The sequence below is a fragment of the Clavibacter sp. VKM Ac-2872 genome, from assembly GCF_015351105.1.
Lineage (GTDB): Bacteria > Actinomycetota > Actinomycetes > Actinomycetales > Microbacteriaceae > Clavibacter.
In genome coordinates this window covers 39,066-63,604 of the sequence record NZ_JADKRR010000004.1, presented here as the reverse complement: position 1 = coordinate 63,604, position 24,539 = coordinate 39,066, and the positions used below count along the sequence as shown (strand labels likewise).

The following is a 24,539-nucleotide window of genomic DNA, read 5'->3' as shown; positions in this document are numbered from 1 at the left end:
CGCTCCTAGTTGAAGAGGACGTCGATGACGTCGTTGGCGGCGGCGGCGGGCTGCAGGGCGATGCCCACGCGGTTGGTGCCACCGGTGGTGGCGAGACCGGCGGCGGCCGCGGTGACGGGCGCTCCGGTGGCGATGGCGCCCGACGCGGTGAGGCGCTGCACGCCGCCCGCGTAGACGGTGACGGGATCGCCGGCGGCGGCGTCGAAGCCGGCGACGCCGACGACGGCCGCGGAGTCGACGCCCGCGGGGCCGACGGTGCGGGTGCCGGGCGCGGTCGTGGTGACGGCCACGAGGCGGCCACCGATCACGGCAGCAGAGGCCGTGTAGGTGATGGCCTCGCCGGGCTTGAACTTGGGCAGGTAGTCGGCCATGGTCAGGCCCCCTTCTCGTCGGTGCCCCACGCGGACGCGTAGAGCGACTGGTCCGCGGTGGGCTCGGCGTTCTCGCCGAGCTCCGCCACGGGGATGGTGTTCGGGGTGAGCGACGCGATCAGCGACGCGGCACCCTCCTCGTTGGCCTCGAGCTGCGTGAGCCACGCGGCGCGGGACGCAGGCGCGATGCGTCCGTCGGCGAGGGCGGCGTCGACGATGGCCTCGCGGCGCGCGGTGGCCTGCTGCGCGAGCGCCTGGCGGCCCTCGTTGGCGGCGGCCTGCAGGTCCGCGAGGGCCGCGGCGTCCATGAGGACGGTCCCCGCGGGAGCGGCCGGGTTGGGCTCGGCCCGCTCGGCGAGGGCCTCGTCGAGCGCGGCGACGATCACCTCGTCGCTGGCGGTCGGGTCGAGCAGCCCGAGACGGGCACGGATGGTGGTGTTCAGGTCCGGCATGGCCGTCTCCTCTTCTGTGGGCGAACCGGGCGCGGATGCGCTCGGGGGGATCTGGGCGCGGGCGGCTGCCCGCTCGGGGAAGCTGATGACGCGCGCTCGTGCGGCGGCGTCCTCGATGTCGTCGTCGTCGAGCGTGATGACCACGAGCTCTTCGTCGTCGGTCACGGTGATCGCCTCGCCCGCGTCGGGGATGACGGCGACCCGGTCAGCGAGGCCGAGCTCGACGGCCTGCGCGGCGTTCAGCCACGTCTCGGCGGCGAGCAGCGCGGGCCAGTCCTTCTCGCCGGCCTTCGCCGAGTAAACCTCGATGAGCGACGACTCGATGCTGTCGAGCACCTCTGCCTGCTTGCGGAGGTCGGCCGCGTTGCCGCCGGCGAAGCTCCACGGCGAGTGGATCATCAGCTGCGTGCCGGGCGACATCACGGTCTCGTCGCAGCCCGCCGCGATGACCGACGCTGCGGACGCCGCGAGACCGTCGACGACCGCGGTCACCGACGCGCGATGCGCGCGCAGGAGGTTCAGGATCGCGATGCCCTCGAACACCTCGCCACCCGGGGAGTTGATCCGGAGGATGATCTGGGTGACCGACTCAGACAGCGCGTCGAGCACTCCACCGACGTCCTTCGTCGAGACCCCCCAGAAGCCGCCCCACGAGTCGATCGGACCGTAGATCCGGATCGTCGCGACCGTGCCATCGCCCGACGGGGCCGGCGTGGTGACCGCGTTGAAGAACTCGGCCTTGGACTTGGGGATGTCCTTCTCCCCCCAGAACCGGTTCTTGCGCCGGTTCTGCAGTTCCTTCGTGGTCACGGGGTCTCCTCGCTGGGGGGTGATGGTGCCGGCACCGGGCCGGGGCCGGTGAGGTTCGCGCCCGCGCGGCGCACCAGGTCGCGCGCCTCGTCGAGGGTGAGGACCTTGCCGACGCCGAGGTACGCCTTCTGCACGGTCTCCGCGGCGTAACGCGCGTTCTCCGCGTCGGTCGCGTTCCGCTTCCGGTCGGGGTCGTCGTCCTCGTCCTGGACGGGGAGCGTGTACAGCGCGCGGATGTAGGCCTCGAGCGCGGGGTCCGGGGTGATCGCGCCGGAGTCGATGAGCGCCTTGATGGCCTCCGCGGTCGGCGCGTGCTGGGATCCGATGGCCTTGAACACGAGCCGGGGCGCGGGTGCGGCCGGCCCGAAGTTGAGGTCGACGAGGTCCTCGACGACGTGCTGCTGCGTGACGTCGGCGATGTGCGCGGCGACCGCGTTGAGCGAGTCGGTGAAGAAGTTCGCGAAGGTCGAGCCGAGCGCCCACGACCCGGTCTCGGTGCCGAGGTTCAGGAAGTGCGCGAGGACCGCGCGGGCGATCTGCTCGTCGTGGTAGCGGATGGGCTGGTCGGTGTCCGGCAGCTTCCCGACGACGCCCTTCAGGTCGAGGGACGCGCTGTTCGGGATGGACGCTCCGGCGCCCTCTCCCGCGCGGAAGCCCTTCGCGAGGGCAAGGCCGGCGTCCTTCTCGGACTGCAGCCACCGGTCCCGCTCGTCTCCGGTCACGTCGTCGGGCACCTCGGCGCCGGTGTAGACCGGGACGCCGAGGCCGTTCCGCTCGACCGTGAGGGCCTGGGCGCGCAGCATGCGGTCCTTCAGGAGCCAGTTCTTGTAGGCCGTGCGGAGGAGGGACTGGCCGAACCAGTTGCCGCCCTCGCGGTCGTTGACGTACGCGACGCACCGCTCGACCGGGATCCGGATGTCACGGCCCAGGATGCCGCGCTGCTTGATCGCGAGCAGCCCGCCATCGGCCGCGACGTCGACGCCGGCGATGCTGCGCGGCGGCCGCCACGCGAGCTTCTTCAGCCGGAGCTTCGCGCCGTCGTACTCGTAGACCTGCTCGAAGAACGAGTGCCCGTACACGAGCTCGAGGAGCACCATGCGGAGGTGCTCGTCCCACGAGAAGCGGCCGCGCGTGCGGTGCTGCGGCTTCGGGATCTGGCCCTTCACGGGCAGCCCCAGGTCGGTGGCGACGAGCTCCACGACCTCGTCCGACGCGCCGTTCGGGTCGATCATCCACTCGGCGCTGCGGATGGGCAGCGTCACCGCGCGGAGGACGGACCCGACCTGCGAGTCCTCGCGGCGCATCTTGTCGTAGACCTCGAGCGACTTCGGCCACTGCAGCTCGGGGTTCGTCTCGGTCGACTCGGTCGCGAGGTTCGTCCACGACGCCACCCCCGAGGTCTGGTATCCCTGCTCGTTCGCCATCAGCGTCCTGCTCTCAGAAGTCGATCGGGGACGATAGGGTCAACCCATGCAGCCAGCCGAAGAATGGAAGCCCGTGGTCGGGTACGAAGGCGCCTACGAGGTCAGTGATCGCGGTGCGGTGCGGTCGATCCCGCGGCGAGCCAAGACCGGCGTCGGTACACGCCTCGTCCCCGGGGGGCTGAGGAAGCTGCGCGCCGACTCAGACGGGCGCATCAGCGTCAACCTGAGCGCCGGCAACCAGCGGCGAACCAGGAAGGTCCACCATCTCGTCCTCGAGGCATTCGGCCCCACCCGGGAGGTAGGCACCGAAGCGTGCCACGGCGACGGCAACCCCTCGAACAACTGCATAGACAACCTGCGGTGGGACACGCACCGTGAGAACACGCAGGACACCATCCGTCACGGGCGGAACGCGAACCTCAACAAGGCTCGGTGCCGCCGCGACCATCAGCTCGTGGAGCCGAACCTCAAGGGCGCCCAGCTCGCGAAGGGCGAGCGGTCGTGCCTGTCGTGCGCCCGGGAGTACGCGTTGGCGCGCGCTCAGGGGCGCGAGTTCGACCCGGCGCTCGCGGACGAGCGGTACGAGGCCCTCGGCTTCACCGTCTAGAAATCCGCCAAGGCGAGGTTCACCTCCCCGGGCGACACGTAGTCGCGGGTGATGAGCTCGGCTGGCGGGGGCGGTGTTGCCGGTGGGCGGGGTGCGGGGGCGGCGACGGACGTGAGCCCGTAGACCGCTTCGGACATCGCGACCAGGGGCGAGATGTCGACGGGCGAGGCGCCGCGGTCCCAGACCCAGACCTCGCCGAGCTTGCGGACGATGGCGCCGGAGACGGCCAGGCGGAGGGGCTCCTCCTGGCGGTGCACGAGGCGGCCGTCGCGGACGTGGTCCTTCATCTGCCCGGCGGTCGCGCCGAGCGCGGATCCCTCGATGCGGATGATCGTGAGGTCCAGCTCCTCGAGGCGGGCGACGAACTCGGAGGACGGGGCGCCGCGGGTCTGCAGCGCCACCTCCTTCGTGCCCTGCTTCGCGCAGAGGGCCGCGACGTAGTCGGGGACCCAGAGCATGCCGGGGCGCTCGGCGACGAGCTCGCCGATGATCTGGCCGTCGTCGGTCCAGCCGGCGACGCTGACGTAGGACATCCTCCGGTCGGTGGAGGTGTCGACTCCGACGACGAGGCGGGACCCCTCGGCGGCGCGCGCCTCGGGGTCGCCGGCGTCGTGCCACTCGGTCGGGTCGATGTGGGTCTCGACGCTGGCGAGGTTCCACTGGCAGAGGACCTCGTTGCGGAAGATGTGCTCGGGCTCGCCGGACGCGAGGTCGGACAGGATCGTCTCGACGTTGTAGCCGTACCCGATGGACGGGTTCGCCTGGCAGATCCCCTCCGGGTCGTCGACGTCGCAGCCCGGGAGCGCGGACCACTCGAACAGGCCGATGGACACGTCGTGCCCGTTGGCGAACTCCTCGATGCTCTGCACGCCGGCATCGACGTACGCCTCCCACTCCTCGAGCGCGCGTATCGCGCCGTCGCGCAGGTCCTTCAGGACCACGGATCGGGCGTCGCCGGCTGAAGAGATCGCCCAGAGCTGCGAGTTGAACGTGCCGTTCAGCGTCTTCGAGAATGCCGCCCAGCCCTCCCAGTTCTTCTGCTCGCGCAGCTCGTCGAGGATCGCCCGCGCGACCGAGTCGCCGCGGGCCCCGCCGGACGCGAGCGCGGCGATCTCGTACCGGGCGCCGTTCTTCAGGCGAATCGCCTCGGTGCCGTTCGTGGTCCGCGGCTTCGAGCTCAGGGCCGCGAGCGCGGGCACGAGGGCCTGGCGCTCGGCGTCGGTGAAGCGGGACGGCCACGACAGCACCTCGGGGTTGCACTTCCCGAGGACCCGGTTCCAGACCTTCTTCGCGGTGCCGACGTCCTGCGCGGCGCCGAGCACGAGGAACTCGCTCGCCGGCAGATGCTCGGGGAACGCGTCGGCATCGACGAACAGCCACCATGCGGCGAGGACCTCGATGAGCTTCGTCTTGCCGTTCTGCCGGCCGACGATGACGATGATCTTCCGGTAGCGGTAGGTGCCGTCGACCAGCAGCTCGAGGGCCGCGATGAGGAGCCACTTCTGCCACGGCCGCAGCTCGACGCCGAGCCAGACCCTCGCGAACTCGATCACGTGGAAGCCGTGCGACGTCTCCGGGGTCAGCGGGCGCAGCGGGCGGGTCCACAGCCGCGGGACCGTCTTCCCCTTAGCCCGCCGCAGCTCCGCCCTTCGAGCGCTTGAAACGGTCAAAGTCGCTCACCTTCGGGTCCACGTCGACGTCATCCGTCGCCTCGTCATCGGGATCGTCGTCCGCCGGCGCCGCGCCCGAGGACGCAGCGGTCTCACCAGGCGCATCGCGCAGCACCCGGCGCACGTCCTTCAGCGCGGAGAGGTACTGCTGCCGCGTCCGCGCTCCCCCGTTCAGGTCCAGCTCCTTCGCGAGGTCCTTCAGGAGCGTCACCAGGGGCGCCTCCTCGGGCACGTGCAGGAGCCCCGTGGCGCGCAGCATCCGCGTCACCGAGGCCCGATGGAGCCGCGATTCCTTCGGCTTCTTCGGCTCGGTCACGCGCGCTCCTAGGGGTGGTCAAATTCCGTGGCCAGAAACCGGGGGGAGAGAACCCGGTCGGGCGGGAGGTGGGCCGTGGTGGGGGTGGGCCTGGATTTTCTGGGGGATCCGGGCGAGGGGGTGCACGGAGGGGCGACAGGCGGGGCGTGGGGCCCCTGGGAGGGCCTAGGGCTTACTCGTGGTCGCGGGGTCGCTCTCGGGCCCTGGTGATGGGGCTGAGAACGACGGGGCGGATGGTGGGCAGGTGGACCTCGGCGTGCATGGGTCGGGTCACCTCGGGTCGGGCTACCCCGATGGGGATCACGATGATCGGGTCGGGCATGGTCACTCCTCCTCGAGGGCGGCGGCGAAGGCAGCCATCGCGCGCTGCAGCCGATCGGTCCCCGAGCTGACGATGACGCCGCCACCCAGCGGTGCGGTCGCCGTGCGGACGGGCAGGGTGAAGGTCCCGAGCTCGGCGGGCTCCGCGTCACCCACCCGGACGAGAATGGCGCCGGTGATGCCGCCGATGCTCGCGGGCGGTCCCGGCCGGCGTCGAGGCTCGCCGATCACGGTCACGCGCTCGGCGAGGAGGGTGAGGTCGACGGTGCCGAAGCGGGGGTGCTGCTGCTCGACGTGGATGTCCTCGCCCACCAGGTGGGGGAACTCGACGCCGTCGATGAGGATGCGGTGCTCGTCGTGGTCGAGCACGATCTCGTGCGGCATGGTCGGCCGCGGCGTGCTCTCGCTCATCGGGTCGCGATGTCCTGGTTGTAGATGCCGCGGTTGGCGCGCATGTGCACGTCCTCGAGCGCCGTCAGTGCGAGCGACTGGTTGCGGCCGGGCGGGACGAGCTCGGTGATGCCGACGGCCAGCTCGAGCACGAGGGCCGAGAGGTCGGCCGTGTCGGCACGCTGCTCGGCGGTGGGTGCCGGGCCGCCGGCGGCCGTGCCGAATCGGAGGGCCAGGTCGGAGGCGGGGCGCTCGGTGTGTGCGGTCATGCTCACTCCTCGGGTCGGGTGGGTAGCGGGGCGGGGCGTGCGCAGTCGTCGCACTCGGCGGGCCCCCGGTGGTCCGGTGCTCGGTACGTGGGCGCGCCGCATCGTGCGCACCGGTCGATGCCGCGCACGGTCACTGCCCCCAGGTCTGGTAGACGAGCGTCGTCTCTTCATCCGGTGGGGCGGTGGCACATGTGCTGGCCGTCGCGTCGTCGTAGTCAGGGCGCCCGCCCATGGCTACCTCCTCGCCGGATGGAACGACGAAGGGCACCACCCGTAGGTGATGCCCCTGCTCGTGCTGGTCGGTCTAGCGGATGGCGGCGTGGTGCAGGTCGAGGACCTTGTGGCACGGGACGCAGCGCGGCTGGTAGTGGTCGGGGTCGAGGCTGTACAGCGGTCGGCCCTTGATGTCCTCGGCCGCGAGCTCGTCAGGGTCAGCGTGGTCGTAGGACCACTGTGCCGCCGGGCCCCCACAGTCGGCGCAGTCATGCTCGGCTGCCCGTCCTCGGTCGACGGTGAGCCGGTCGTGGACCGCGTGGTAGGTCGTGGCCGTCCGCCGGTGGGCTCGTCTGTCGCCGCACGTGAGCGCGGCGCCCCGGTTCAGGTCTCCGGTGCGGGCGGTGGTGGTCGCGCCGCACGTGCACGCCGCGGACCACGAGTCGCTGTCGACCCGGCTCGTGACGATGAGGTCGCCGAAGCGGAGGCCGGTCAGGTCACGGTAGGGCCGAGGTGGCGTGTGCAGGGGGTCGCCGTAGCGCCACTTCCGCATGTAGTGCGAGGCGCACATGGCGGCCTTGTACGGCGGCTTCGAGCAGGCATCGACTGCGCAGATAGGATTCATGGCAGCCCTCCGATCAACTAGTCCTTGAAGGTGGGTCAGGCCCCGGCGAGTGTTGACGCACTCGATGCGGGGCCGTTCACATTCTAGGTCCAGTCCCTCGACGGCGGGCGGAGACCAGCACGAGGCGCATCCGCTCCGCGGTCTCTATTGCATCCGCTATGCGATGGGCGGAAATTCGACGGGTCGTCGTACAGGTCGGGCCGCTTGGACGCCGGGTGGAAGTGGTCGAGCTGGAAGCGCGACGGGTTCTTGTAGTCGTCCTGCGCCGCGGTGTAGTCGATCGGCTGCGAGCAGATCCAGCACGGCAGGTCCGCCGCCTCGGACTCCTTGCGGAAGGCGGGACGGAGGACCTGCATGCGCCGAGTGTTCGGGTGGTGCTGGCCCATGGGTCAGGCGGGGGTGAGGCGTTCGCGCTCGCGGCGGTCGGCCTCGTCGGCGGCGTACGTGGCGAACGTCGCGGGGTCGAGGCCGGACTCCTTGAGCTCGGCGACGACGGCCGCGTAGTCGAGGTCGACGTCGGGGCGGGCAACGGCGGCGACCGCACGGCGGGTGGCTTCGTGCTCGGCGGGCTCGTACCGGACCAGGTCACGGACGGGCACCATGAGCGGGCTGCCGTCAGCGGCCTTCGCGAGGGTGTGCTCGAGGCGCACGTCCCACGTCAGGTCGGGGACCTCGGCGATGCTGTTCGCGTTCGCCTGCCCGAGGAGGAGGGCGTCGCCGAGGGCGTGCTTCACGAGGCGCGGGCCGAGCGGGGTCTGGATCTCGGTGTCGAGGAGGATGACCGCGATGCGCTGCATCTGGCCCTCGGTGATGTCGGCCATGTCGTTCCCGTCGTTGTCGATGGCCTGCGAGCCGACGCTCGCGGGCTGGATGGTGGGGCGGGTCTCGCCGAAGACCCAGTGCCAGGGCTCGCCGTCGTTCCGGCCTTGGTTGTTGCCGAACCCGTACCGGTCGGCGTTCGCGGCCATCCACCGGTAGGCAGGGCTGGTGAAGGAGTCGATGGTGGCGTCGACCGCGAGGCCGTCCCCGTGCTTGGACGTGCCAGGGCGCGCGGCCGCGGGCACGCCGGCCTTCTTCACCCAGTAGGTGCCGTCGTACCAGAGGCCCGTGTTGCGGCTGGTCTTCGCGTACCGGGTGACGAAGTACGCGATCTGCGTGGCGAGCGGGCGGTAGGCCTCGCGGACACCGAGGCCGTAGCCCATGGCCTTCCGGAAGTCGCGCTGCAGGGCGTTCCAGTACCCGCACGCGTCGGCGCGGAGGAGGTCGCCGGGCTCGCCGTCGATCTGCGCGAGCGTGCGGGTGTCGAGCTGGCCGTTCGCCATGCGTGCGCTCCTCGGTGAAGGGGTCCTGCCGAACCGGCGGTGCGGGGTGGTGGCGGCGCGCACCCGGCGTCTCGGCGCTCAGGCGCGAGGTTCGTCGGGGCGCCGCGGGCATGTGCGTGTCCGGTGGCAGGAAGAGCGTGGGGCGGGGACGCGAGACTCCCCAGCGGGTCGCGTCCCCGCCGCGACCGCGCCCGAGGCGGTCGTCTGGGGCCGGGGCATGGTTCGCGCCCGGGAACAGGAAAGGCACCGTCGGGAGCGTGTCCCGCGGTGCCTTTCTTGTCTAATCTCCATCTGTGGGGTGAAGTCGTTGCGTTGTCAACCCCCAGACGCACTTTTCTTGCGCGACCCCTCCGGGCGCTTCCGATTCGGGTTCGCGATGAGGTTCTTCCGGTAGTGCAGGAGGAGGTCGTCGAGGCGGATCATCTTCTTCCCCCGCTTCCAGTGGAACCGCATCCCGTCGCGGTTCATCCAGAACTGGATCGTGCGGCGGGTGCGGTGGACGCGCTCGGCTGCCTCGCCGATCGTGAGCTCCTGCCGCTTGTTCATGTGCCGGGGCTAGGCCTCGCGGCGATCGATGTGCTCGACCCACTGCTGTGCGACGGCCGCGAGCTGGATGAGCTCCTCACGCAGCTTCGCAGGGTCGGACTCGGCGAGCGCCTCGTGGTACTCCTCGCGGAGGATGTCGAGCCAGGTAACCGTGCCGTCGGCTGCGTGCGCGTCCGTCGCCTGGGTGGCGTACCGGGCGAGGTCGTCCGCGCGCGGGAGGGCGCCAGCGAAGAGGAGCGGGCGCACATCGGGGCCAGTGCCGTCGGGGTGGTTCTGCTCACCCCACTTCGCGTTCTGGCGGATCCGCTCGGCGGCAGTATCGCGAGCGGCTGCGGTGTCGGTCATGTTGGGTCCTTCGTTCGGGTGGGGCTGTAGCGGATGAGGAGCAAGCAGAAGGCGGCGAGGATCAGGCAGGCCTTCACGGGTGGCCCTCCCAGATGAGCTCGTGGGGGCGGCACCGGATGCTGTTCTCGTAGCCCTCCCAGAGGACATGCACCCCGGCATGAGGGCCGTCGAGCTCGCGGTCGGTATGGACAACCCGACCCCGGGACCCGGAGGCCAACCCGACGACATCGCCGAGGTACCAGTCCGCCTCCCGCAGGGTCACGGTGGAGCCGACGGGCGGCAGCTCACTACCCTGCTTCAGCGATACCTCGGGCGGTTTCGCTGGGCGTCGCCGAGACCGCGCTCGGAGAAGCGCGACCACGTCATAGGCCATGCGGGCAAGGAAGCAGAGGCCGCCGGTCAGGCCCAGCGCGACCAGCCAGGGTGCGACATCCCCGGTCACAGCGCCACCTCGCAGCGGTGCTCGCGCGCCTTCGCCTCGGCGACCGGCCGGTTCCCCGCGCCGTGGTCGCCGCAGGTCTGGCAGGACCAGGTCCACAGGTCGGTCGTGGCCTGCTCGACGAGGACCTTCGGGGCGAGCCAGCCGAGCGTCCGCATCGCATCAGTGGGCGAGACCTCCTGCCCGCACACGCTGCATTCCACGACCACGTCGAGGAGGTCGGCGGAGCGCCAGGCCGCGCCGACCGCGTGCTCCCCGCACGTGGAGCACGGCCGCGGGATGACGGCGCGCTGCGGGCGCGGCGCCTGCGGGTACTTCGCCGACGCCCGGTGCACGATGCCCGCGATGTCGTCGAAGTAGGTCCTGGCGGTCGGGTGCCGGAGGACCCTCTGCGTGAGGACGAGCAGGTCGTTCCCCACGCGGCGGGTCAGGTCAGCGGCGGTCGCGGGATCCATGCGGCCGCGGAAGCCCTGCACGACCCCGTCCTCGGAGACGCGGACGGCGCCGGTCACCTGGGGCGGGCGGACGCCGTACGTGTCGCACCAGGACACGAGCCAGTCGATCAGCTGCGCGTAGACCGCGTCGGCGTCGTCGATCGGGTCGAGGCGCGCCGGGGCGGGCGGCTCCTTGGACGCGGCTCGGGGCATGCCGTCGCCGGGACGGACGAGCGACGGGGTCACCTGCTCGCGGATGTGCCGGATGACCGCGGGCGCCGCGCGGAGGGCGTTGTCGGCGCGGGCGGCCGCGAGGTGGAGGAGCGCCTGGTCGTCGACGACCTCGGACCAGTCGACGGTCTCCTCGATGCGGTCGCTCACGAAGCCACCGCGAGCGCGTCGATGAGGATCCGGCGCGCGTCGGAGCGGTAGAGGTCCGCGCGGCTCCTGTCGTCGGCGGCCATGCTCGACCACGAGAGCTGGTTGGGGTCCGCGGGGTCGTCTTCGTCGGGCTGGCCGTCATTGAACAGCGACCGCGCCGCGGCCTCGATCATGGCTTCGGTGATGACGTGCCGCTCGGGCGCAGCAGCGAGCGAGCGTCGGATCAGGGCGATGTTCCCCATGGGCGAGCCGGTGATGGCCCCCTCGCTGGTCAGCACCTCCTCGATCTCGTCGAGCGCCGTGAGCGCGTCGGCGGTGGCCGGGGGAGTGGCGGTCTCGACGGCGGCGCGAGCGCGCTCCGCCTCGAGCGCAACGCGTACGGCGGTCCCGAGCACGGCGCGCGGGTCGTCGCCGCGCGCGATGCAGTTGGCCATGAAGTCGAGGTCTTCGTAGGGGCTGTTCATGTCTGGTCCTTCTGGTCGATGTCGAAGTCGCCGCGCTCGATGCGGGCGGCGAGGCCGGTGAACACCGCGTAGAGCACGGCGTCCGGGTGGTCCGCGCGGGCGCGGAGGTGGGCGAGGAGGCGGTCGGTGTCGATCACAGGGGCCCCCACGGGAGCGGCACCGGGAAGGGGGTCCGGCAGCGGGTGCACACCTGCCGGATGCCGTGCTCGGCTCGGCGGTCGGCCCACTCGCGATGCGCGTCACATGCCTGGCCGTAGGACCCGCAGCTCGGGCACTCCATGCACCAGACCGCGGGCTTCGGGCAAGGCAGGCCGTCGATGGTGCCGACGCACTGCCGCTCCCCCTCAGGACCGTCGACGAGGAGCCGCAGGGCCTCGGCCTCCTCGTCGACGCGCACCGGGGGCGGCGCCGGGATCACCATCGGATCGTCGGGTGGTGGGCGTCGGCGTGGCCGCGAGGGCGGCTGCACATGCCTCCGCAGACCTCGGGCTGTTGCGCTTCTGCGACGATCTGCGGCGTTTTCGCAACATCCTGGACACGACGATGCCCCGAGGCGGTGATCGCGTCTCCACGGGGCGCAGGCGGCTCGCCTGGCCTCTGCTCGACCGCGTCCGCCGCCAGGATGATGGCCGCCGCGAACGCGCGCGCCTCGTCCGGGGTGAGCGCGCGCTGCACCTCGAGATGCGTGCCCTCCTCGAGGACGTGCACGGTGACGCCGCCCTCGTCGTTCCCCCACGCGTCCGCGATGACCTGCTCGATCGTGCGCTGCACGGCGGCCATCAGAACGGCGTCTCGTCGTTGTAGTACCCGGCCTCGGGCTGCGCGGGCGGCTGGTGCCAGCCCGTCGACGCGGGCGCGCCCCACGGCTCCTGAGCCTGGTTGCCGCCGGCGCCGCCGCCCGCCTGGTAGCCCTTCGGGGCCTTCTGGATGATCGCGATCGTCGGGAAGCGGAGGACGATGTTCGCCTGGTGCGAGCCGTCCTGCTTCTGGAAGACGTTCACCTCGGGCGCCGCCGTGATCGTGACGAGCGTGCCCTTCGTGAGGATCGTCGCGAGGTACTCGGCGTCCTCGTTGAAGACGGTCGCCTGGAACCAGGTCGTGTCGCCCGCGTCGACCCACTGGCCGTTCTCCTGCTTGCGGGGGGTGTGCGGGACGCTGATCGAGAGGAACGGCTTGCCGCTGCTCTTCGCGTACTTCAGCTCGGGGTCGCGGGAGATGAATCCCTCGATCGTGATGGTGGCCTTGCTCATGGTCAGTCCTTCTCTCGGTGCGCGCGGGCCGGGTGGTCCGCGGTGGTCAGATGTCGAGGGTCGTCGAGCCCCACGGGTCGTACGACTTGTCCTGCAGGCGCGCGTACTGCCCCTGCCAGATGAGCGAGATGGTCCCCATCTCGCCGTGCCGGTTCTTCGCGACGGTCACGCCGAGCTCGCCCGCCTTCTTCTCGCGGTCGTAGTTCAGGAGCATCACGACGTCGGCGTCCTGCTCGATCGCGCCGGACTCGCGGAGGTCCGTGAGGACCGGCTGCTTCCCCTCGCGCTGCTGCGGCGGCCGCGACAGCTGCGAGAGCGCGATGACGGGGACCTTCAGCTGCCGGGCGAGCTGCTTCAGCGCCCGCGAGAACTCGGCTACCTCCGCCTGCCGGTTCTCCCGCCCGGATCCGGACATGATCTGCAGGTAGTCGATGACGACGCCGGAGAGCTTCCCTCGGCGGGCGACCGCGCGGATGAACGCACGGATGTCGGCGAGGGTCGAGCCCTGGTCGTAGATGTAGATCGGCGCCTTGTCGTACCGGTCGCGCGCGATCTTCACCCGCTTCCACTGCTCCTCGTTCAGGTTCCGGTTCCGGAGCGACTTCATGTGGACCTCGCCGTACTGCGCGATGAGGCGCAACTGCAGCTCGGACTCCCCCATCTCGAGGCTGATGAACGCGACGAGGCCCTCGTGCGCGAGCCGGGTCGCGCACTGCAGGCCGACGATGGTCTTCCCCTCGCCGGGGCGGGCGCCGACGATGTAGAGGCTGCCGGGGTTGAAGCCCCCGATGAGCCGGTCGAGTGACGCCCACGGCGACGGGTAGTAGTCCGGCGGGGTGCCGAGGCTGTCGATGACCGCGTCGACGGTCGCCCCGACGGCGTGGACGTCGGCGCGCTCCTGCGTGGTGGCGCGCTCGAGCGCCGCGCGGGCGCCGTCGATCGCGTCCGCGGTGGATCCGTCGACGGCCTGGCCGAGCTGCGTGATCTTCAGCCCGGCCTCGGTCAGCCGCCGGCGGGCGCCGCGGTCGCGGACCATCGCCGCGTAGTATCCGGCGTTCGCCGCGGTGACGACGTCGCCGGTCAGCTGGTGCAGGTAGCCGGCGCCGCCGACCTTCGCCAGGTCGCCGAGGCGCGCGAGCTCGTCGGCGACCGTGATCGGGTCGACGGGCTCGGTGCGGTTCACGAGCGACAGGACCGCGGAGAAGACGAGCGCGTGCGCGGGGCGGAGGAAGTCGTCGGGGGTGACCTTCTCGTCGAGCACGTCGTAGAGCGCGGACGACGCGAGCAGCATCGCGCCGAGGGTCGCGCGCTCGGCGTGGTCGGTGCCGTCCTGCTCGGCGCGGCCCGCGCGGTCCTCGCCGGTCACGCCGCACCGTCCCAGTCGCCGAAGAGCGCCTGCGAGCGGTCGGTCGCGCACCGCTTCGCGATCGTCTCGCAGTGGCCCTCATCCAGCTCGACGCCGATCGACCGCTGCCCGAGGCGCGACGCCGCGAGCAGCGTGCTCCCGACGCCGGCGGTCGGATCCGCCACCACCCCGAGGGGCAGCTTCCGGATGAGCTCCTCCATGAGCGCGAGGGGCTTCTGGTGAGGGTGCAGCCGCCCGTTCCGCGACGTCGACTGGACCGGGGCGACCCGCAGCACGTCATTCGTGCGCTGCCCGCGCCATGCCCCGCCGCCGAGCACGTAGATCTCCTCGTGCCCGGGCTTCCACGGGATCGACAGATCGCCCATGCCGAGCGCGCCCTTCTTGTCCCAGACGAGCAGCATCTTCACGCCGGCAGGGCGGACGATCCGCCAGGTGCCGAACACGAGCGCCGCACGGTCGGGTCCCCACGCCTCGAGGATCGCGTCGCGGACCGACGTGTCCTTGTCGCCGGCGATGGAGCGCGCGATCGTCTCGCTCTTCTGGCCCGACTGGTAGTCGATGCCGTAGGGCGGGTCGACGCACAGGACGTCGGCCGCCGTCCACTCGGCGACGTGGTCCTCGGCGAGGCCGTGGTAGAGCGTCACCAGCTCGTCGGAGTAGTAGGGCGCGGTCATGCTGCGCGCCCCTCGATGCGGGCGCGCCACGCGGGGTCGTGCTTGTTCGCCTCGAGCTCCTCGAGCGTGACGCCGTGCTCGGCGAGCCACGCGTCACGCTGCTCGCGCAGCACCTCCGCGGTCACGTCCGGGACCGGCGCCGGCTGCTGGCGGGTGCGCCCGTCGCGGACCGCGAAGTCCTGCTGCTTGCGCATGCCGTTCCGCCACGTCGCGACCCAGTCCTTCATCGGAGTCCCGCGGCCTCGCCAGTAGTCCATCCACTCGCCGAGCTTCGCGTCGACGTCGACCAGCGGCGTCGCTTCCGCCGCCCACGCGCGCATCTCGTCCGTGATGACGAAGACCTTCGGGAGCCGAGCGGCGCGCTTCGGCGCGCTCTCTTCTTCCAGAGTCTTAAGAGAAGGAACATTGGGCGGCACCGCCCCGCTCATTGGGCGATCTGGCAGGGTGCCTTCGGCAGATCCGCCCGCTGGCTCCGTGCCCTCGATGACGGTGCGGTACGACTTCGTCTGGTCGTAGTTGCCGTTCCGGTGGTGCTTCGCCGTTTCGAGGAACCCGCCCTCGACGAGGCGCTCGAGGCAACGCCGGACCTGCTCCTGTCGCAGGCCGGTCTCCACCGCCAGGGTCTCCCTCGACGCGGGCCACCATGCGATGCCGTCTTCGTCCACGATGACGTGGGCGCCGTGCATCTCGCAGCGCCAGTGGATGCGGGTCCACACGAGCGCGTCGTTGGCGTTGTCGAGGGTGCGGACGAGTCCGCCGCGGACGATCATGAAGTCGTTGCCGATGACGAGCTCGGCGGGTACTCCGGTCATGGTCGTTCTCCTCTCTGGTAGTCGGGGCCGTAGATGGCCCGCATGGTGTAGTCGGCGAGGGCCGCGTCGATCGGCTGCCTCGTGCCGTTGCCGAGCAGCACGTGCCAGGTGCGCTCGAGCGTGTAGAAGACGGGCACGGCTTCCGGGATCCGCACCCACCGGCGGACCTTCCACCCAGACGCGAGCGCCCTCCGCTGCAGGCCGCCCTCGGCCGCCGTGTTGCAGGTCGAGCACAGGGTGAGGAGCTCCGTGATGGAGGGCCGGAGGATCCGACCCCCCATCCCGGTCGCCTGCCGGTGCTGCGCCTCGAGGTGCATGCGCCCCCCGCACGCCGCGCACCGATCCAGGTCGCGGGCAAGCATGAGCCCGCGCACCTTGGCGGTCGGCGCGCTCACGTCGCCTGCTCCGGGATCTGGCCGCGACCGATGAACGTCGCCCGCTCGTCCGCGCGGTCCGTCGCGTGGTTCCGCGACGCCGCGTCCATCGCCTGCAGCCACTGCCGCATCGCGGACTCCTCGGCCTTCCACGCGTCCGCGTCGCCCTCGAGCTCGAGGGCCTCGTCGGTCTCCTCGGCCTCCTGCTTCGCGGCCGTGCGGGACAGCTTCGGATCCGCCTCCCGCAGCCTCTTCACGAGCGCCGCGACGTACCGCTTGTGCGCGATGCGCTTCCGGACGTGCATGGCGCCGGCCTCCTGGAAGCGGGACACGAACTCGAACCGCATCGCGAGGAGCTGCGCTCCGACCGACTGCGCGACGACGCCGGACAGCGCGGCCACGAGGCGGACGTGCATCGGGTCCGTCGGGTCTGGCTCGCGGATCCCGATCGAGGCGAGCCGCGCGCTGATGGCCGGGTGGAGAGGATCAGGCACGGTCCCCGCCCCCGTACGGCTCCGGGTCCGGCTCGTCCTCGACGAGCGGCACCTGCGCGGTCGGCCAGCCACCGGCCGGCGGCTGCTCCTCGTCGACGACGGTGGCCTCGACGACCTCCTCCTGCGGGGTCTCCTTCGCCCACGGCTTCTCGGGCTCCGGCGTCGGCCGAGACGTCATCGACGACGCGAACTCCTTCATCCGGATCTGCAGCTGCTGCGTCCGCGCGCGGGGATCCTCACGGCCGACGCGCTGCCAGATCGCGTTCAGCTCGTCGCGGCTCGTCGCCTTGGACGCGAGCGCCTCCCAGTCGACGGCCGCCGCGGGCTGCTCCTGCACCTGGACGAGCTCGGGCGTCGGCTGCTCGACGACGGCCGCCGACTTCGGGCCTCCGGCCTGGTCCATCTCCTCGGTCGAGTAGAGGCCGGAGAGGTCCTGCGGGAACGCCTTCCGCAGCGCGAGCATCTCGGCGCACTTGCCGAGCATGAGCGCGCCCATCTTCTTCCACATGGCCCCGTTCTTGTCGGCGTACTGGTCCCACGTGGCGACCGCGACGAGCGGCTGCGAGAACCCCTCGCGGAGCACCCCGACGCGCGCGGCCGCCGGCGGATCCTTCGGCAGCCACACGTCCACCCAGGTCACGCCGTCCGCGGTCCACTGCGTGGGTGTCTGCCCGCGGTACTCCTTCGTGCGCTCGGCCACAAGCCGGGCGCCGTCGATCGACACCTGCGTGCCCCACTTTCCGCCGCGCTCGATGCAGTAGATCTGCCTCGCGATCGGGTCGAGGCCCGTGCGGCGGCAGTGGAGCAGGAACGCCTCCACGACCGGACGCGGCGCGAGGACCATGTTCTGCCCCTGCTTCTTCACGAGGCCGGACGCCTCGACGAGCGCGCGCTCGGTGTCGTTCCACGTGCTGCTGTCTCCCGTGGCCGGGAGGGCGACGGCTGCGCTCACTTCCCCATCTCCTTCTGCTTGACCGCGGTGATGCGGAGGTTCTCCCTACTGGTCGCCGTGACGGTCTCGGTGACCGTCTCGGTCGTGGTGTGCTCGTCGAGCACCGCGCGCCACGCCTCGTCGGCGCCCGCGAACAGCTCGGCGTACTTGTCGCGGAGCTTCGTGATCCGCTGCAGGTACCGCCACTCCTCGGGGTGCGCCTTCTTCGCGGCCTTCTCGTCGACGACCTCGCGATCGACGCGCTGCTCCGCCGTCGTCTCCTCGCCGCCCCGCTTCCACGAGATCCGCGCGAGCGGCGACGCCTGCGAGAACGTGGCCTCGTCCGCGAGGGCCTTCTTCACCGCGAGGAACGACTCCTCCTTCAGGGCCTTGCCCTGCTTCTCGGCGTCGAGGCCGCGGAGGTAGTTCACGGCGTGCGTGTCGAGCGCCTCGTCGACGTCGGGCGCGCCGCCGGCGGCCGCCCTGTCGAGCGCGGCCAGGAACTCGTCCGCGAGCTTCACGAGCTCGGCGACCAGCTCCTCGTCGTACCGCTCGACGTAGGTGTCCGCGAACAGCTCGCGCGGCTGCGGCTCCTCGTACTCGCCGCCGACGTTCTGCCAGTCCGAGTCGTGCTGCTCGGACGCGTAGATCGAGACGCGGGCGCCGGTGACGCGCATGCACCACTGCTGCTGCAGGTGGTAGCCCTTGCCGTAGTAGTCCGCGAAGCCGCCGCGGATGTCGTCCTTCCCCGTCTTGATCTCGCCGACCGCGAGCTGTCCCTCGAACTCGCCGAGCAGGTCGGGCGACGCGAGGTAGCGGCTGTTGTCGGCGGCGTGGAACACGCGGGTCTCCGGTCTGAGGCCCGGGAACGAGGAGCACACATCGGCCGCGATGATCGGCTCCCGCTTCGTGCCCCATGCCGTGTACCGGTTGCCGGTGAAGGTGTCCTTCGTCCGGCCGAGCTTCTCGTCGACGAGCTTGGCGATCGTCGTCTTCCGCAGGTAGAGGTCGCGGATGTTCGTGGCCGTGATGCCCTGCTGGCGCTCGAGCAGCCACGCGGTACGGTTCGTGTCCGACGCGCCGGCGCGGGACTCGACGTCGGCGAGGTCGATCAGCTGCGCGCTCACGCCTCCACCGCCTCGTCCTCGTCGCCGACCTGCGGGAGGTCGAGCTGCGTCTCCCCCGTGCGCACCTGGTGCGCCGAGTCCTGCAGCTCGCTGACCGTCACGAGCGCGTCCGGCGCGGTGATCGGCTCGATGTGGATCGCCTCGAGGATCGGGTGCCGCTCGTGCTTCACGCGGTTGCCGACGTCGCCGACGACCTCGTAGGTGACGATCGCCGTGAAGCGGGCGCCGGGCGGCGACTGCAGCAGCTCGTGGTCCATCTCGGCGAAGCCGTTGCGCGGATCCTTGGGGGTGGTGCTCTTGTACTTCGTCACGGGGTGACTCCTTCTGGGATGGGGATGGTCCAGCGCAGGGCGCGCATGACCTGGGTCTGCTGGGGGGACGGCGGTCCGTCGATCGGGACGCCGGAGTACCGGGCGCCCATCGCCGCGAGGGCGAGAGCGTCGGCCGTGTTGTCGTCGGGGATCACGAGCCCCGGGTACTTCGCTCGCATGGCCTGCTTGACCGCGGCCTTGTCGGCGTTCCCGTCGTCCGCGGCGTACTTCGCCCGCGCCTTCGGGGAAGCGCGCACGACGGTGCACCGCTCGGCGAGCTGGCCGGCGATGAGCCACCGCTGCGCGTGCCGCTCGTCGGGCTGCCCGAACTTGGACGCGTACGACGACCACTCGATGACGACCAGGGAGCCGGCCGGGACGAGGCGGATGACGCGCGCTGCGGTGGAGCGGATCCGGCCCCACACCTCGGGGATCGTCGCGTCGACTGCGGCCGATCGAACCCGGTGGAGAGTGGGGGCGCCGTCCGTGATGACGGCGACTCCGGAGCAGGTCAGGGAGAGGTCAAGCCCGACGATCGCCGGGAACATGGCGGTCGGGGGTGCCGAGCCGATCGAGGCGATCGAGCCGGGACTCGTCCCCGGCGCGGACCTTCGCGTCCCGCATCGCGACCGCGTAGGCCGCGAAGACCATCACGAGCAGGCACGCGAGGTGGAAGCCGTTGAACACGGCCATGGGCACGGACGAGAGGACGCCGAGGATCGCGAGGACCAGGACCAGGCGGATCATCGGGACACCGCCCGCACGTACCCGTCCGCGTCCACCGTGTCGAGGACGTCCTGTGCCCGCTTCACGATCGATCGCAGCTCCTCGAACCCGGCCCACTCGAACGACATCTCGAACGCCGCCGCGAAGCCCGGGTGCCGGACCGCCATCAGCGTCCGTGCCGGCTTGGAGAGGCACGCGTAGGCGGCCCACATCTCCCGACCCCGGTCGTCCGGCTCGACGCCGAGCGGGTCGCCGTGCTGCCAGAGCGCGTGCTGCGCCTGCTTCACCGACGGGACGGTGGGGACGATGGTCGGCGCCGCGGGCTTGCGGCGGAGCAGAGCCTTCACGACCGCGCCCCCTCGGCCTGCCGGGCGCCGAACGCCTCGATGGCGGCGACCGCCTTCTGCACGGCCTCCGTCACCGCCGGCGCCTTGCGCTCGTCGATGGCGTCGATGGCGGCGCGGATGCTCTCGGTCATGTGCTCGCGCCGAGTCGGGTCCAGCCGATTCATTGAGGCCAGACCGGCGGGCCCGGCGTAGCCCTCGAAGGGAGACGGGCAGGAGCAGCCGGAGTCGGTCGCCATGTAGACGGCGCCGGAGGCCGGCGAGCCCCAGATGACCACCATGTCGAACGAGTAGCACGCGTCCTGGTCGTCGTCCTGGAACAGGATCTCGAGGCCGGCGGCGGCGGGGTCGTAGTAGGGGTTGGCGTTCGGGTCGTAGGGCTGGGGGACGGGCACCTCCGTGGCGACCGGGACCAGCGCCTGACCGACGGCGGCAACCTCGCCGACCGCCTCGCCGCCGTGCAGCTCGATCAGCGCACGGACCGCGGCCACCGGCACGAAGTCGTAGACGGTCTCCGTCGGGCTGGCCGGGTCCTCGCACCATGCGTCCCACTCCGCCCACGGCTCGGGGCGCTCGGTCGGGAAGCCGACCTCGACCCGGGCGTACGGGCCCGGGTAGTCCCTCGGGGCGCCGCTCCCCGGCCAGTCGGGGCGCGGCTCGCAGTACGCGCCGTAGCCGGCGACGACCGACAGGCCGAAGCCGTCCTGGCAGGTGATCTGGTTGTCGTTCGTGCGCTTGAAGTCGCTGTCGCGGGTGCCGGCTGCCTCGATGCGGTCGAGCTTCGGGGTGGCGACCTTCGTCGCTGCCTGGTGGGATGCGGTGTCGTTCATGGCTGGGGAGCCCTCTCGTTCAGGACCCGGCCGGTCGGCTTTGGGCGAAGACCGGACGGGGTGGTGCAGGTGGGTGGGGGTCACGCGCTCCGGCGAATCGGAGTCACGTTGGTCGCGACGTGCGGGCACGGGAGGCCGTCGATCCAGGCGTCGGCGCACGACTCCCGGACGGTCCACTTCCCGCGGGGCACGCGCTGGGTGCCGTGCAGCTCGCCGTCAGCGAGGGCCAGGCGCACCGTGTCGGGGTGCTTCCGCGCCTTCGTCGCGACCTCGGTCACGGTGAGCACGGGGTTCATGCGGCCACCGCCTCTCGGGCGGGTGCCGGCTGTCGGTGGTTGAGCGGATCATTCGTGACGACCTCGAACGCCTCGCCAAGCCCGAGATCGAACGCGGTGCACAGGGAGGCCATGAAGGCTGCGGACGGTGCCGCTCCCTGGTCAACGCGACGAAGAGTGGTCCGGTCGACTCCGATGAGTCGGGCCTGGTGCTCTTCGCTGGGGAGATCACGAACTTCGCGGAGGCGCTTGAGGAGGCCGGGCTTGATGCGGAGCTTGCTCGACATCGGTCCTCCTTCTGCATCTTCGGGTTGAAGTGGTGCAAGAGTGCAACACATTGATGCATGAACGCAACACCGGTTGTCCCCCATGTGGCGGACTTGCACCACGGATCCCCATGATTCCGGGCCTTACGACTTGACGAGTGATGCAAAGATGCATCATGCTCGACCTGTGACTGACACATTCGAGACCTTCCTGCGCTCATACACGTACGGCGACAGCGACCGCGTGATGGCCCGGAAGGTCGGGATGACGAACACCACGCTCGGTCGGCAGCTGCAGAGCTCCGTGCCGGTCACGACCGTCGTGCGCCTCTGCCGCGTCTACGGGATCCCGATGCTCGATGCCTTCGTGGCCGCCGGCTACATCACCGAGATGGAGGCGGACGTGATCGGTCGACAGCGCGGCATCCGCCAGGCGAGCGACCGCGAGCTTGCCGAAGAGATGCTGCGTCGCGTCGGAAGCGGCGAGGCCAGCGTCGCGCTCACCGAGCCCGTCGAGCAGGAGCTCGTCGACGAGGTCGCCGCGCGCCGCGCGCGCCAGGATGTCGGCCGTCTCGATGAAGCTGACCTGCACGCGGACGAGGCGAAGGCCGCGAACCACGACGACAGCGCAGAAGGGCTGGACCCCGAGAACACATGACGACACCGGCGAGCTACGACCCGCACGCCCACGCGGAGCGCCTCGGCATCGACGTCGTCTACGGCGCGCTCCGGACCGCGAACGGGCTATGGCTCCCCGACCGGAGGACGATCATCCTCCGGCCCCGCATGCGGCGGCTGCTCGAGCGGTCCGTCCTCGCGCACGAGCTCGGGCACGTGTGCCTCGGGCACCGCGAGTCCACCCCGCGCGCCGAGCGTCAGGCCGACCGCTTCGCCGCCCGGCACCTCATCCACCCCGACGCGCTCGTGCGCGCCGCCCAGCAGTCCCCCGATCCGGGTGCCTGGTGCGTCGAGCTCGACGTCACCCCGCACATCCTCGAGACGTACATGCGAGACCACCACATCGCCTAGGAGGCGCTCATGGCCTGGACTGAGAAGGTCCCATCCGGCCGCCACCGCGGCGTCTACCGACTCCCCGACGGGCGGAAGCGCGTGGCCGGGACCTTCGACCTGAAGCGCCAGGCGATGAACGCCGCGGCGGCCGCCGAGGCCGACGCCGCATCGCTCGGGTGGCGCGACCCGAAGGCGGCCGAGCGCACGTGGGCGGACTGGTGCGACACGTGGTGGCCGACCCGCACGGTCGAGCCGTCCACGCTGCGGCAGGACGCATCACGGCGCCGCGCGCGCCTCGCGCCGAAGTGGGACCAGGTGCCCCTCGTCGACATCACCCGGCAGGACGTGCGCGCGTGGGCGGCCGAGCTCGCCGCCGACGGTCTCTCGCCCGCGTCGGTGCAGCGGTGCGTCCACCTGCTGTCCGCGTCGCTCAGCGCGGCCGTCGACGCGCAGATCATCCCCGCGAACCCGGCGCTGCGCCTCCGTCTCCCGGGCGGGCAGCAGTCGCACGAGCGGTTCCTCACCGGGCCCGAGCAGGCCGCCCTCCTCGAGCGGTTCGAGGGCGTCGACCGCGCGCTCGTGTCCCTGCTGCTCGGCACCGGCATGCGGTGGGGCGAGGCGGTCGGCCTGCAGGTGAAGCGCGTCGACGTCGACCGCGGCGTCATCCGCGTTGCCGAGGTCTGGGACGACGCGCACTCCACGCTGAAGCTCTACCCGAAGGGCCGGAAGATCCGCGACGTGCCGCTGCCCGCGTGGACCGCGGCCGCGCTCGCGCCCCATCTCGACGGCCGCAAGAGCGGCCACGTCCTCCTGCGCGCCGGCGCCCCGATCGACTACCACAACTGGCGCACCCGCCTCTGGATCCCCGCCCTCCGCGACGCCGAGCTCGGGGCGCTCCGGATCCACGACCTCCGGCACACCTACGCGTCCGCGCTCGTCCAGGCCGGCGTCCCGCTCGAGGAGATCGGCCGCCTCCTCGGCCACGTGTCGCCGCTCACCACGCGCCGCTACGCGCACCTCGCCGAAACCCCGCAGCGCGCGGTCCTCGCCGCCCTGCCGGAGCCGTCGCGAGGGGCAGACGAGGGGCAGAGCGACCTCGGAGGATCCGGGACGGTCCTGGCCTTCCGGCGGCGACCGAGCGCGTAGAGGCCCAGGTCGGCGGCTGGTTCGTCGGGTGATCTCGGAAGAATCGGCTAGCGATCGTCGGATCCCGCCGAGGGGCGGAGGGCTCTTTTAATCCCTGGGTCGTCGGTTCGAGCCCGACGGGGCCCACCTCCGTGCGTCGACCGGCAGGCCGAGGCCGGCGCCCGGGATCACCCCCGAGCGCCCCGGTCCAGCACGAGGAACGGCGGCGTGCGGTACAGGAACCGCAGCGGCGTGCGCATCGCCACCGCGTGGATGGCCAGCGACGTCCCGATCGCGACCACCCCCACCACGAGCGGCAGCAGGTAGGGGACGGGGCCGGATGCCTCGAACTCGACGGCGTCGAGCACGGCGCAGGCCGCGGCGATGACGAGCACGTGCGCCACGTAGATCGGCAGAGTGTTCCGCCCGAGGAAGCGCAGGGGGCGCACGAGCCGCGTGCGCGCGAACAGGGCCGCCCACAGGACGCCGACCGCCATGGCGAGGCACGAGACGACCAGCAGCACGCCGGGGATGCCGCTGATGCCGGTCAGCTCCACGGCGACCCCCGCCGCGCCGAACGCGACCAGGGCTGCCGCCGCCGCGACGCGGAACACGAGGTCCTTGGCGTGCAGCCCGATGAGGAAGAAGACGAGGTACTTCGCCATGCCGTCCCAGCTCAGGCTGCCGATGCGCAGCACGCTGAGGAAGAGGGCGGAGACGACGGCCGCGACCGTCAGCTGGATCCACGGCGGCACGCGCCCCTGCGCGAGCTTCGCCAGCACGAGGAACACGGCGAGCGCGTGCAGGAACCACAGCCCCGTCGCCGGGAACACGAGCGCGAGCAGGAGCGCGCGCGGGTCGCCCTCGTGCGGGCGGGAGTCGAGCGGGACGACCGAGAAGTAGAGGAAGCGCAGCACCGACCAGATCGTGAGCGCCCACACGAGGATCGCGATGCGCGAGCTCCAGAGCTCCGGCCAGGAGCGGCGCACGGCGGATCCCGCGAGGAGCCCCGACGCGAGGAAGAAGATCGGCATGCGGAAGGTGACGAACGCGCTGTTGATGGTCGCCCACACGGGTGACGCGAGGTCCTCCTGCATCAGCAGGAGGCCCGCATGGAACAGCGCCACCAGCAGGATGGCCATCGCCCTGGCCGCATCCACCCAGTCCGCGCGCGCAGCGGTGACCGTCGTTCCGTCTCCCCCAGACATGATCGGCACCGTATCG

General features: G+C 71.4%; 39 protein-coding genes. 4 read left to right on the top strand and 35 right to left on the bottom strand.

What is annotated here, in order from left to right; all coding sequences use genetic code 11:
* Positions 1-5: 5 nt before the first annotated feature.
* Genes ITJ40_RS14960 through ITJ40_RS14950 form a run of 3 tightly spaced genes read right to left on the bottom strand, consistent with a single transcriptional unit; the run spans position 6 to position 3,057 of the window.
* Positions 6-371 (bottom strand): capsid cement protein, encoded by a 366-nt coding sequence (locus tag ITJ40_RS14960; RefSeq protein WP_194667835.1) that lies wholly within the window; start codon positions 369-371, stop codon positions 6-8.
* Between the two features lie 2 nt (positions 372-373).
* A complete protein-coding gene (locus ITJ40_RS14955) occupies positions 374-1,633 on the bottom strand; it encodes a head maturation protease, ClpP-related (RefSeq protein ID WP_194667834.1) in 1,260 nt (419 codons plus the stop codon).
* A complete protein-coding gene (locus ITJ40_RS14950; protein ID WP_194667833.1) occupies positions 1,630-3,057 on the bottom strand; it encodes a DUF935 family protein in 1,428 nt (475 codons plus the stop codon). The genes ITJ40_RS14955 and ITJ40_RS14950 overlap by 4 nt, the downstream gene beginning before the upstream one ends.
* Positions 3,058-3,103: 46 nt before the next feature.
* Here ITJ40_RS14950 and ITJ40_RS14945 point away from each other — a divergent pair, with 46 nt between their 5' ends.
* Entirely contained in the window at positions 3,104-3,664 is a 561-nt protein-coding gene (locus tag ITJ40_RS14945) for an NUMOD4 motif-containing HNH endonuclease (protein ID WP_194667832.1), read from the top strand.
* Here ITJ40_RS14945 and ITJ40_RS14940 read toward each other — a convergent pair.
* The 31 genes from ITJ40_RS14940 to ITJ40_RS14790 form a co-directional block, all read right to left on the bottom strand.
* Positions 3,661-5,217 carry a terminase gene (locus ITJ40_RS14940; protein ID WP_194667831.1) on the bottom strand — a complete coding sequence of 519 codons (1,557 nt, stop codon included), beginning with the start codon at positions 5,215-5,217 and terminating at the stop codon, positions 3,661-3,663. The genes ITJ40_RS14945 and ITJ40_RS14940 overlap by 4 nt on opposite strands.
* 73 nt (positions 5,218-5,290) lie before the next feature.
* Entirely contained in the window at positions 5,291-5,650 is a 360-nt protein-coding gene (locus ITJ40_RS14935) for a hypothetical protein (RefSeq protein ID WP_194667830.1), read from the bottom strand.
* A gap of 172 nt (positions 5,651-5,822) precedes the next feature.
* Entirely contained in the window at positions 5,823-5,972 is a 150-nt protein-coding gene (locus tag ITJ40_RS14930; RefSeq protein WP_194667829.1) for a hypothetical protein, read from the bottom strand.
* Between the two features lie 2 nt (positions 5,973-5,974).
* Positions 5,975-6,382: a hypothetical protein gene (locus ITJ40_RS14925; RefSeq protein WP_194667828.1), complete on the bottom strand. Its 408-nt coding sequence runs from the start codon at positions 6,380-6,382 to the stop codon at positions 5,975-5,977.
* Positions 6,379-6,630, bottom strand: coding sequence for a hypothetical protein (locus ITJ40_RS14920; RefSeq protein ID WP_194667827.1), 252 nt, complete (start codon positions 6,628-6,630; stop codon positions 6,379-6,381). Before ITJ40_RS14920 ends, ITJ40_RS14925 begins: the two co-directional genes overlap by 4 nt.
* Positions 6,631-6,934: 304 nt before the next feature.
* Entirely contained in the window at positions 6,935-7,414 is a 480-nt protein-coding gene (locus ITJ40_RS14915; protein WP_194667826.1) for a hypothetical protein, read from the bottom strand.
* 137 nt (positions 7,415-7,551) lie between these two features.
* Positions 7,552-7,824: an HNH endonuclease gene (locus tag ITJ40_RS14910; RefSeq protein WP_194667825.1), complete on the bottom strand. Its 273-nt coding sequence runs from the start codon at positions 7,822-7,824 to the stop codon at positions 7,552-7,554.
* Positions 7,825-7,857: 33 nt separating this feature from the next.
* Positions 7,858-8,790, bottom strand: coding sequence for a M15 family metallopeptidase (locus ITJ40_RS14905; RefSeq protein WP_194667824.1), 933 nt, complete (start codon positions 8,788-8,790; stop codon positions 7,858-7,860).
* A 315-nt stretch (positions 8,791-9,105) separates the two neighbouring features.
* Positions 9,106-9,336, bottom strand: a complete 231-nt coding sequence (locus ITJ40_RS14900) for a hypothetical protein (protein WP_194667823.1) — start codon at positions 9,334-9,336, stop codon at positions 9,106-9,108.
* A 9-nt stretch (positions 9,337-9,345) separates the two neighbouring features.
* Positions 9,346-9,681 carry a hypothetical protein gene (locus ITJ40_RS14895; RefSeq protein WP_194667822.1) on the bottom strand — a complete coding sequence of 112 codons (336 nt, stop codon included), beginning with the start codon at positions 9,679-9,681 and terminating at the stop codon, positions 9,346-9,348.
* A gap of 73 nt (positions 9,682-9,754) precedes the next feature.
* Positions 9,755-10,123, bottom strand: a complete 369-nt coding sequence (locus ITJ40_RS14890) for a hypothetical protein (protein WP_194667821.1) — start codon at positions 10,121-10,123, stop codon at positions 9,755-9,757.
* Positions 10,120-10,935: a hypothetical protein gene (locus ITJ40_RS14885; RefSeq protein ID WP_194667820.1), complete on the bottom strand. Its 816-nt coding sequence runs from the start codon at positions 10,933-10,935 to the stop codon at positions 10,120-10,122. The genes ITJ40_RS14890 and ITJ40_RS14885 overlap by 4 nt, the downstream gene beginning before the upstream one ends.
* Positions 10,932-11,399, bottom strand: a complete 468-nt coding sequence (locus ITJ40_RS14880) for a hypothetical protein (RefSeq protein ID WP_194667819.1) — start codon at positions 11,397-11,399, stop codon at positions 10,932-10,934. Before ITJ40_RS14880 ends, ITJ40_RS14885 begins: the two co-directional genes overlap by 4 nt.
* Positions 11,396-11,536: a hypothetical protein gene (locus ITJ40_RS14875; protein ID WP_194667818.1), complete on the bottom strand. Its 141-nt coding sequence runs from the start codon at positions 11,534-11,536 to the stop codon at positions 11,396-11,398. The genes ITJ40_RS14880 and ITJ40_RS14875 overlap by 4 nt, the downstream gene beginning before the upstream one ends.
* Positions 11,533-11,817 (bottom strand): hypothetical protein, encoded by a 285-nt coding sequence (locus tag ITJ40_RS14870; RefSeq protein WP_194667817.1) that lies wholly within the window; start codon positions 11,815-11,817, stop codon positions 11,533-11,535. The genes ITJ40_RS14875 and ITJ40_RS14870 overlap by 4 nt, the downstream gene beginning before the upstream one ends.
* Positions 11,814-12,179 carry a hypothetical protein gene (locus tag ITJ40_RS14865; RefSeq protein ID WP_194667816.1) on the bottom strand — a complete coding sequence of 122 codons (366 nt, stop codon included), beginning with the start codon at positions 12,177-12,179 and terminating at the stop codon, positions 11,814-11,816. The genes ITJ40_RS14870 and ITJ40_RS14865 overlap by 4 nt, the downstream gene beginning before the upstream one ends.
* Complete coding sequence (locus ITJ40_RS14860; RefSeq protein ID WP_194667815.1) at positions 12,179-12,649, bottom strand: single-stranded DNA-binding protein; 471 nt, start codon at positions 12,647-12,649, stop codon at positions 12,179-12,181. The genes ITJ40_RS14865 and ITJ40_RS14860 overlap by 1 nt, the downstream gene beginning before the upstream one ends.
* Before the next feature lie 46 nt (positions 12,650-12,695).
* Positions 12,696-14,015, bottom strand: coding sequence for a replicative DNA helicase (locus ITJ40_RS14855; RefSeq protein ID WP_194667814.1), 1,320 nt, complete (start codon positions 14,013-14,015; stop codon positions 12,696-12,698).
* On the bottom strand, positions 14,012-14,689 hold the full coding sequence (locus ITJ40_RS14850) for a DNA methyltransferase (protein ID WP_194667813.1): 678 nt from the start codon (positions 14,687-14,689) through the stop codon (positions 14,012-14,014). Before ITJ40_RS14850 ends, ITJ40_RS14855 begins: the two co-directional genes overlap by 4 nt.
* Positions 14,686-15,501 carry a hypothetical protein gene (locus ITJ40_RS14845; RefSeq protein ID WP_194667812.1) on the bottom strand — a complete coding sequence of 272 codons (816 nt, stop codon included), beginning with the start codon at positions 15,499-15,501 and terminating at the stop codon, positions 14,686-14,688. Before ITJ40_RS14845 ends, ITJ40_RS14850 begins: the two co-directional genes overlap by 4 nt.
* Complete coding sequence (locus ITJ40_RS14840) at positions 15,498-15,896, bottom strand: hypothetical protein (RefSeq protein ID WP_194667811.1); 399 nt, start codon at positions 15,894-15,896, stop codon at positions 15,498-15,500. Before ITJ40_RS14840 ends, ITJ40_RS14845 begins: the two co-directional genes overlap by 4 nt.
* On the bottom strand, positions 15,893-16,369 hold the full coding sequence (locus ITJ40_RS14835; protein WP_194667810.1) for a hypothetical protein: 477 nt from the start codon (positions 16,367-16,369) through the stop codon (positions 15,893-15,895). Before ITJ40_RS14835 ends, ITJ40_RS14840 begins: the two co-directional genes overlap by 4 nt.
* A complete protein-coding gene (bet, locus tag ITJ40_RS14830) occupies positions 16,362-17,321 on the bottom strand; it encodes a phage recombination protein Bet (protein WP_194667809.1) in 960 nt (319 codons plus the stop codon). The genes ITJ40_RS14835 and bet overlap by 8 nt, the downstream gene beginning before the upstream one ends.
* Positions 17,318-18,427 (bottom strand): YqaJ viral recombinase family protein, encoded by a 1,110-nt coding sequence (locus ITJ40_RS14825; RefSeq protein ID WP_194667808.1) that lies wholly within the window; start codon positions 18,425-18,427, stop codon positions 17,318-17,320. Before ITJ40_RS14825 ends, bet begins: the two co-directional genes overlap by 4 nt.
* Positions 18,424-18,738: a hypothetical protein gene (locus ITJ40_RS14820; protein ID WP_194667807.1), complete on the bottom strand. Its 315-nt coding sequence runs from the start codon at positions 18,736-18,738 to the stop codon at positions 18,424-18,426. Before ITJ40_RS14820 ends, ITJ40_RS14825 begins: the two co-directional genes overlap by 4 nt.
* Positions 18,735-19,163, bottom strand: a complete 429-nt coding sequence (locus ITJ40_RS14815) for a hypothetical protein (protein ID WP_194667806.1) — start codon at positions 19,161-19,163, stop codon at positions 18,735-18,737. The genes ITJ40_RS14820 and ITJ40_RS14815 overlap by 4 nt, the downstream gene beginning before the upstream one ends.
* A gap of 97 nt (positions 19,164-19,260) precedes the next feature.
* The gene (locus ITJ40_RS14810) at positions 19,261-19,485 is read right to left on the bottom strand and encodes a hypothetical protein (RefSeq protein ID WP_194667805.1); all 225 of its coding nucleotides are present in this window, start codon (positions 19,483-19,485) and stop codon (positions 19,261-19,263) included.
* The gene (locus ITJ40_RS14805; protein ID WP_194667804.1) at positions 19,482-19,811 is read right to left on the bottom strand and encodes a hypothetical protein; all 330 of its coding nucleotides are present in this window, start codon (positions 19,809-19,811) and stop codon (positions 19,482-19,484) included. Before ITJ40_RS14805 ends, ITJ40_RS14810 begins: the two co-directional genes overlap by 4 nt.
* A complete protein-coding gene (locus ITJ40_RS14800) occupies positions 19,808-20,638 on the bottom strand; it encodes a hypothetical protein (RefSeq protein ID WP_194667803.1) in 831 nt (276 codons plus the stop codon). The genes ITJ40_RS14805 and ITJ40_RS14800 overlap by 4 nt, the downstream gene beginning before the upstream one ends.
* 80 nt (positions 20,639-20,718) lie before the next feature.
* Entirely contained in the window at positions 20,719-20,934 is a 216-nt protein-coding gene (locus ITJ40_RS14795; protein WP_194667802.1) for a DNA-binding protein, read from the bottom strand.
* Entirely contained in the window at positions 20,931-21,200 is a 270-nt protein-coding gene (locus ITJ40_RS14790) for a hypothetical protein (protein ID WP_194667801.1), read from the bottom strand. The genes ITJ40_RS14795 and ITJ40_RS14790 overlap by 4 nt, the downstream gene beginning before the upstream one ends.
* 166 nt (positions 21,201-21,366) lie before the next feature.
* On the opposite strand from ITJ40_RS14790, the gene ITJ40_RS14785 reads away from it, so the two are divergent.
* Genes ITJ40_RS14785 through ITJ40_RS14775 form a run of 3 tightly spaced genes read left to right on the top strand, consistent with a single transcriptional unit; the run spans position 21,367 to position 23,336 of the window.
* On the top strand, positions 21,367-21,837 hold the full coding sequence (locus ITJ40_RS14785; protein WP_194667800.1) for a hypothetical protein: 471 nt from the start codon (positions 21,367-21,369) through the stop codon (positions 21,835-21,837).
* The gene (locus ITJ40_RS14780; RefSeq protein ID WP_194667799.1) at positions 21,834-22,208 is read left to right on the top strand and encodes an ImmA/IrrE family metallo-endopeptidase; all 375 of its coding nucleotides are present in this window, start codon (positions 21,834-21,836) and stop codon (positions 22,206-22,208) included. Before ITJ40_RS14785 ends, ITJ40_RS14780 begins: the two co-directional genes overlap by 4 nt.
* A 9-nt stretch (positions 22,209-22,217) precedes the next feature.
* On the top strand, positions 22,218-23,336 hold the full coding sequence (locus tag ITJ40_RS14775) for a site-specific integrase (protein ID WP_194667798.1): 1,119 nt from the start codon (positions 22,218-22,220) through the stop codon (positions 23,334-23,336).
* Positions 23,337-23,503: 167 nt separating this feature from the next.
* Here ITJ40_RS14775 and ITJ40_RS14770 read toward each other — a convergent pair whose 3' ends face one another.
* Complete coding sequence (locus ITJ40_RS14770) at positions 23,504-24,523, bottom strand: acyltransferase (RefSeq protein WP_194667797.1); 1,020 nt, start codon at positions 24,521-24,523, stop codon at positions 23,504-23,506.
* Between the last annotated feature and the right edge of the window lie 16 nt (positions 24,524-24,539).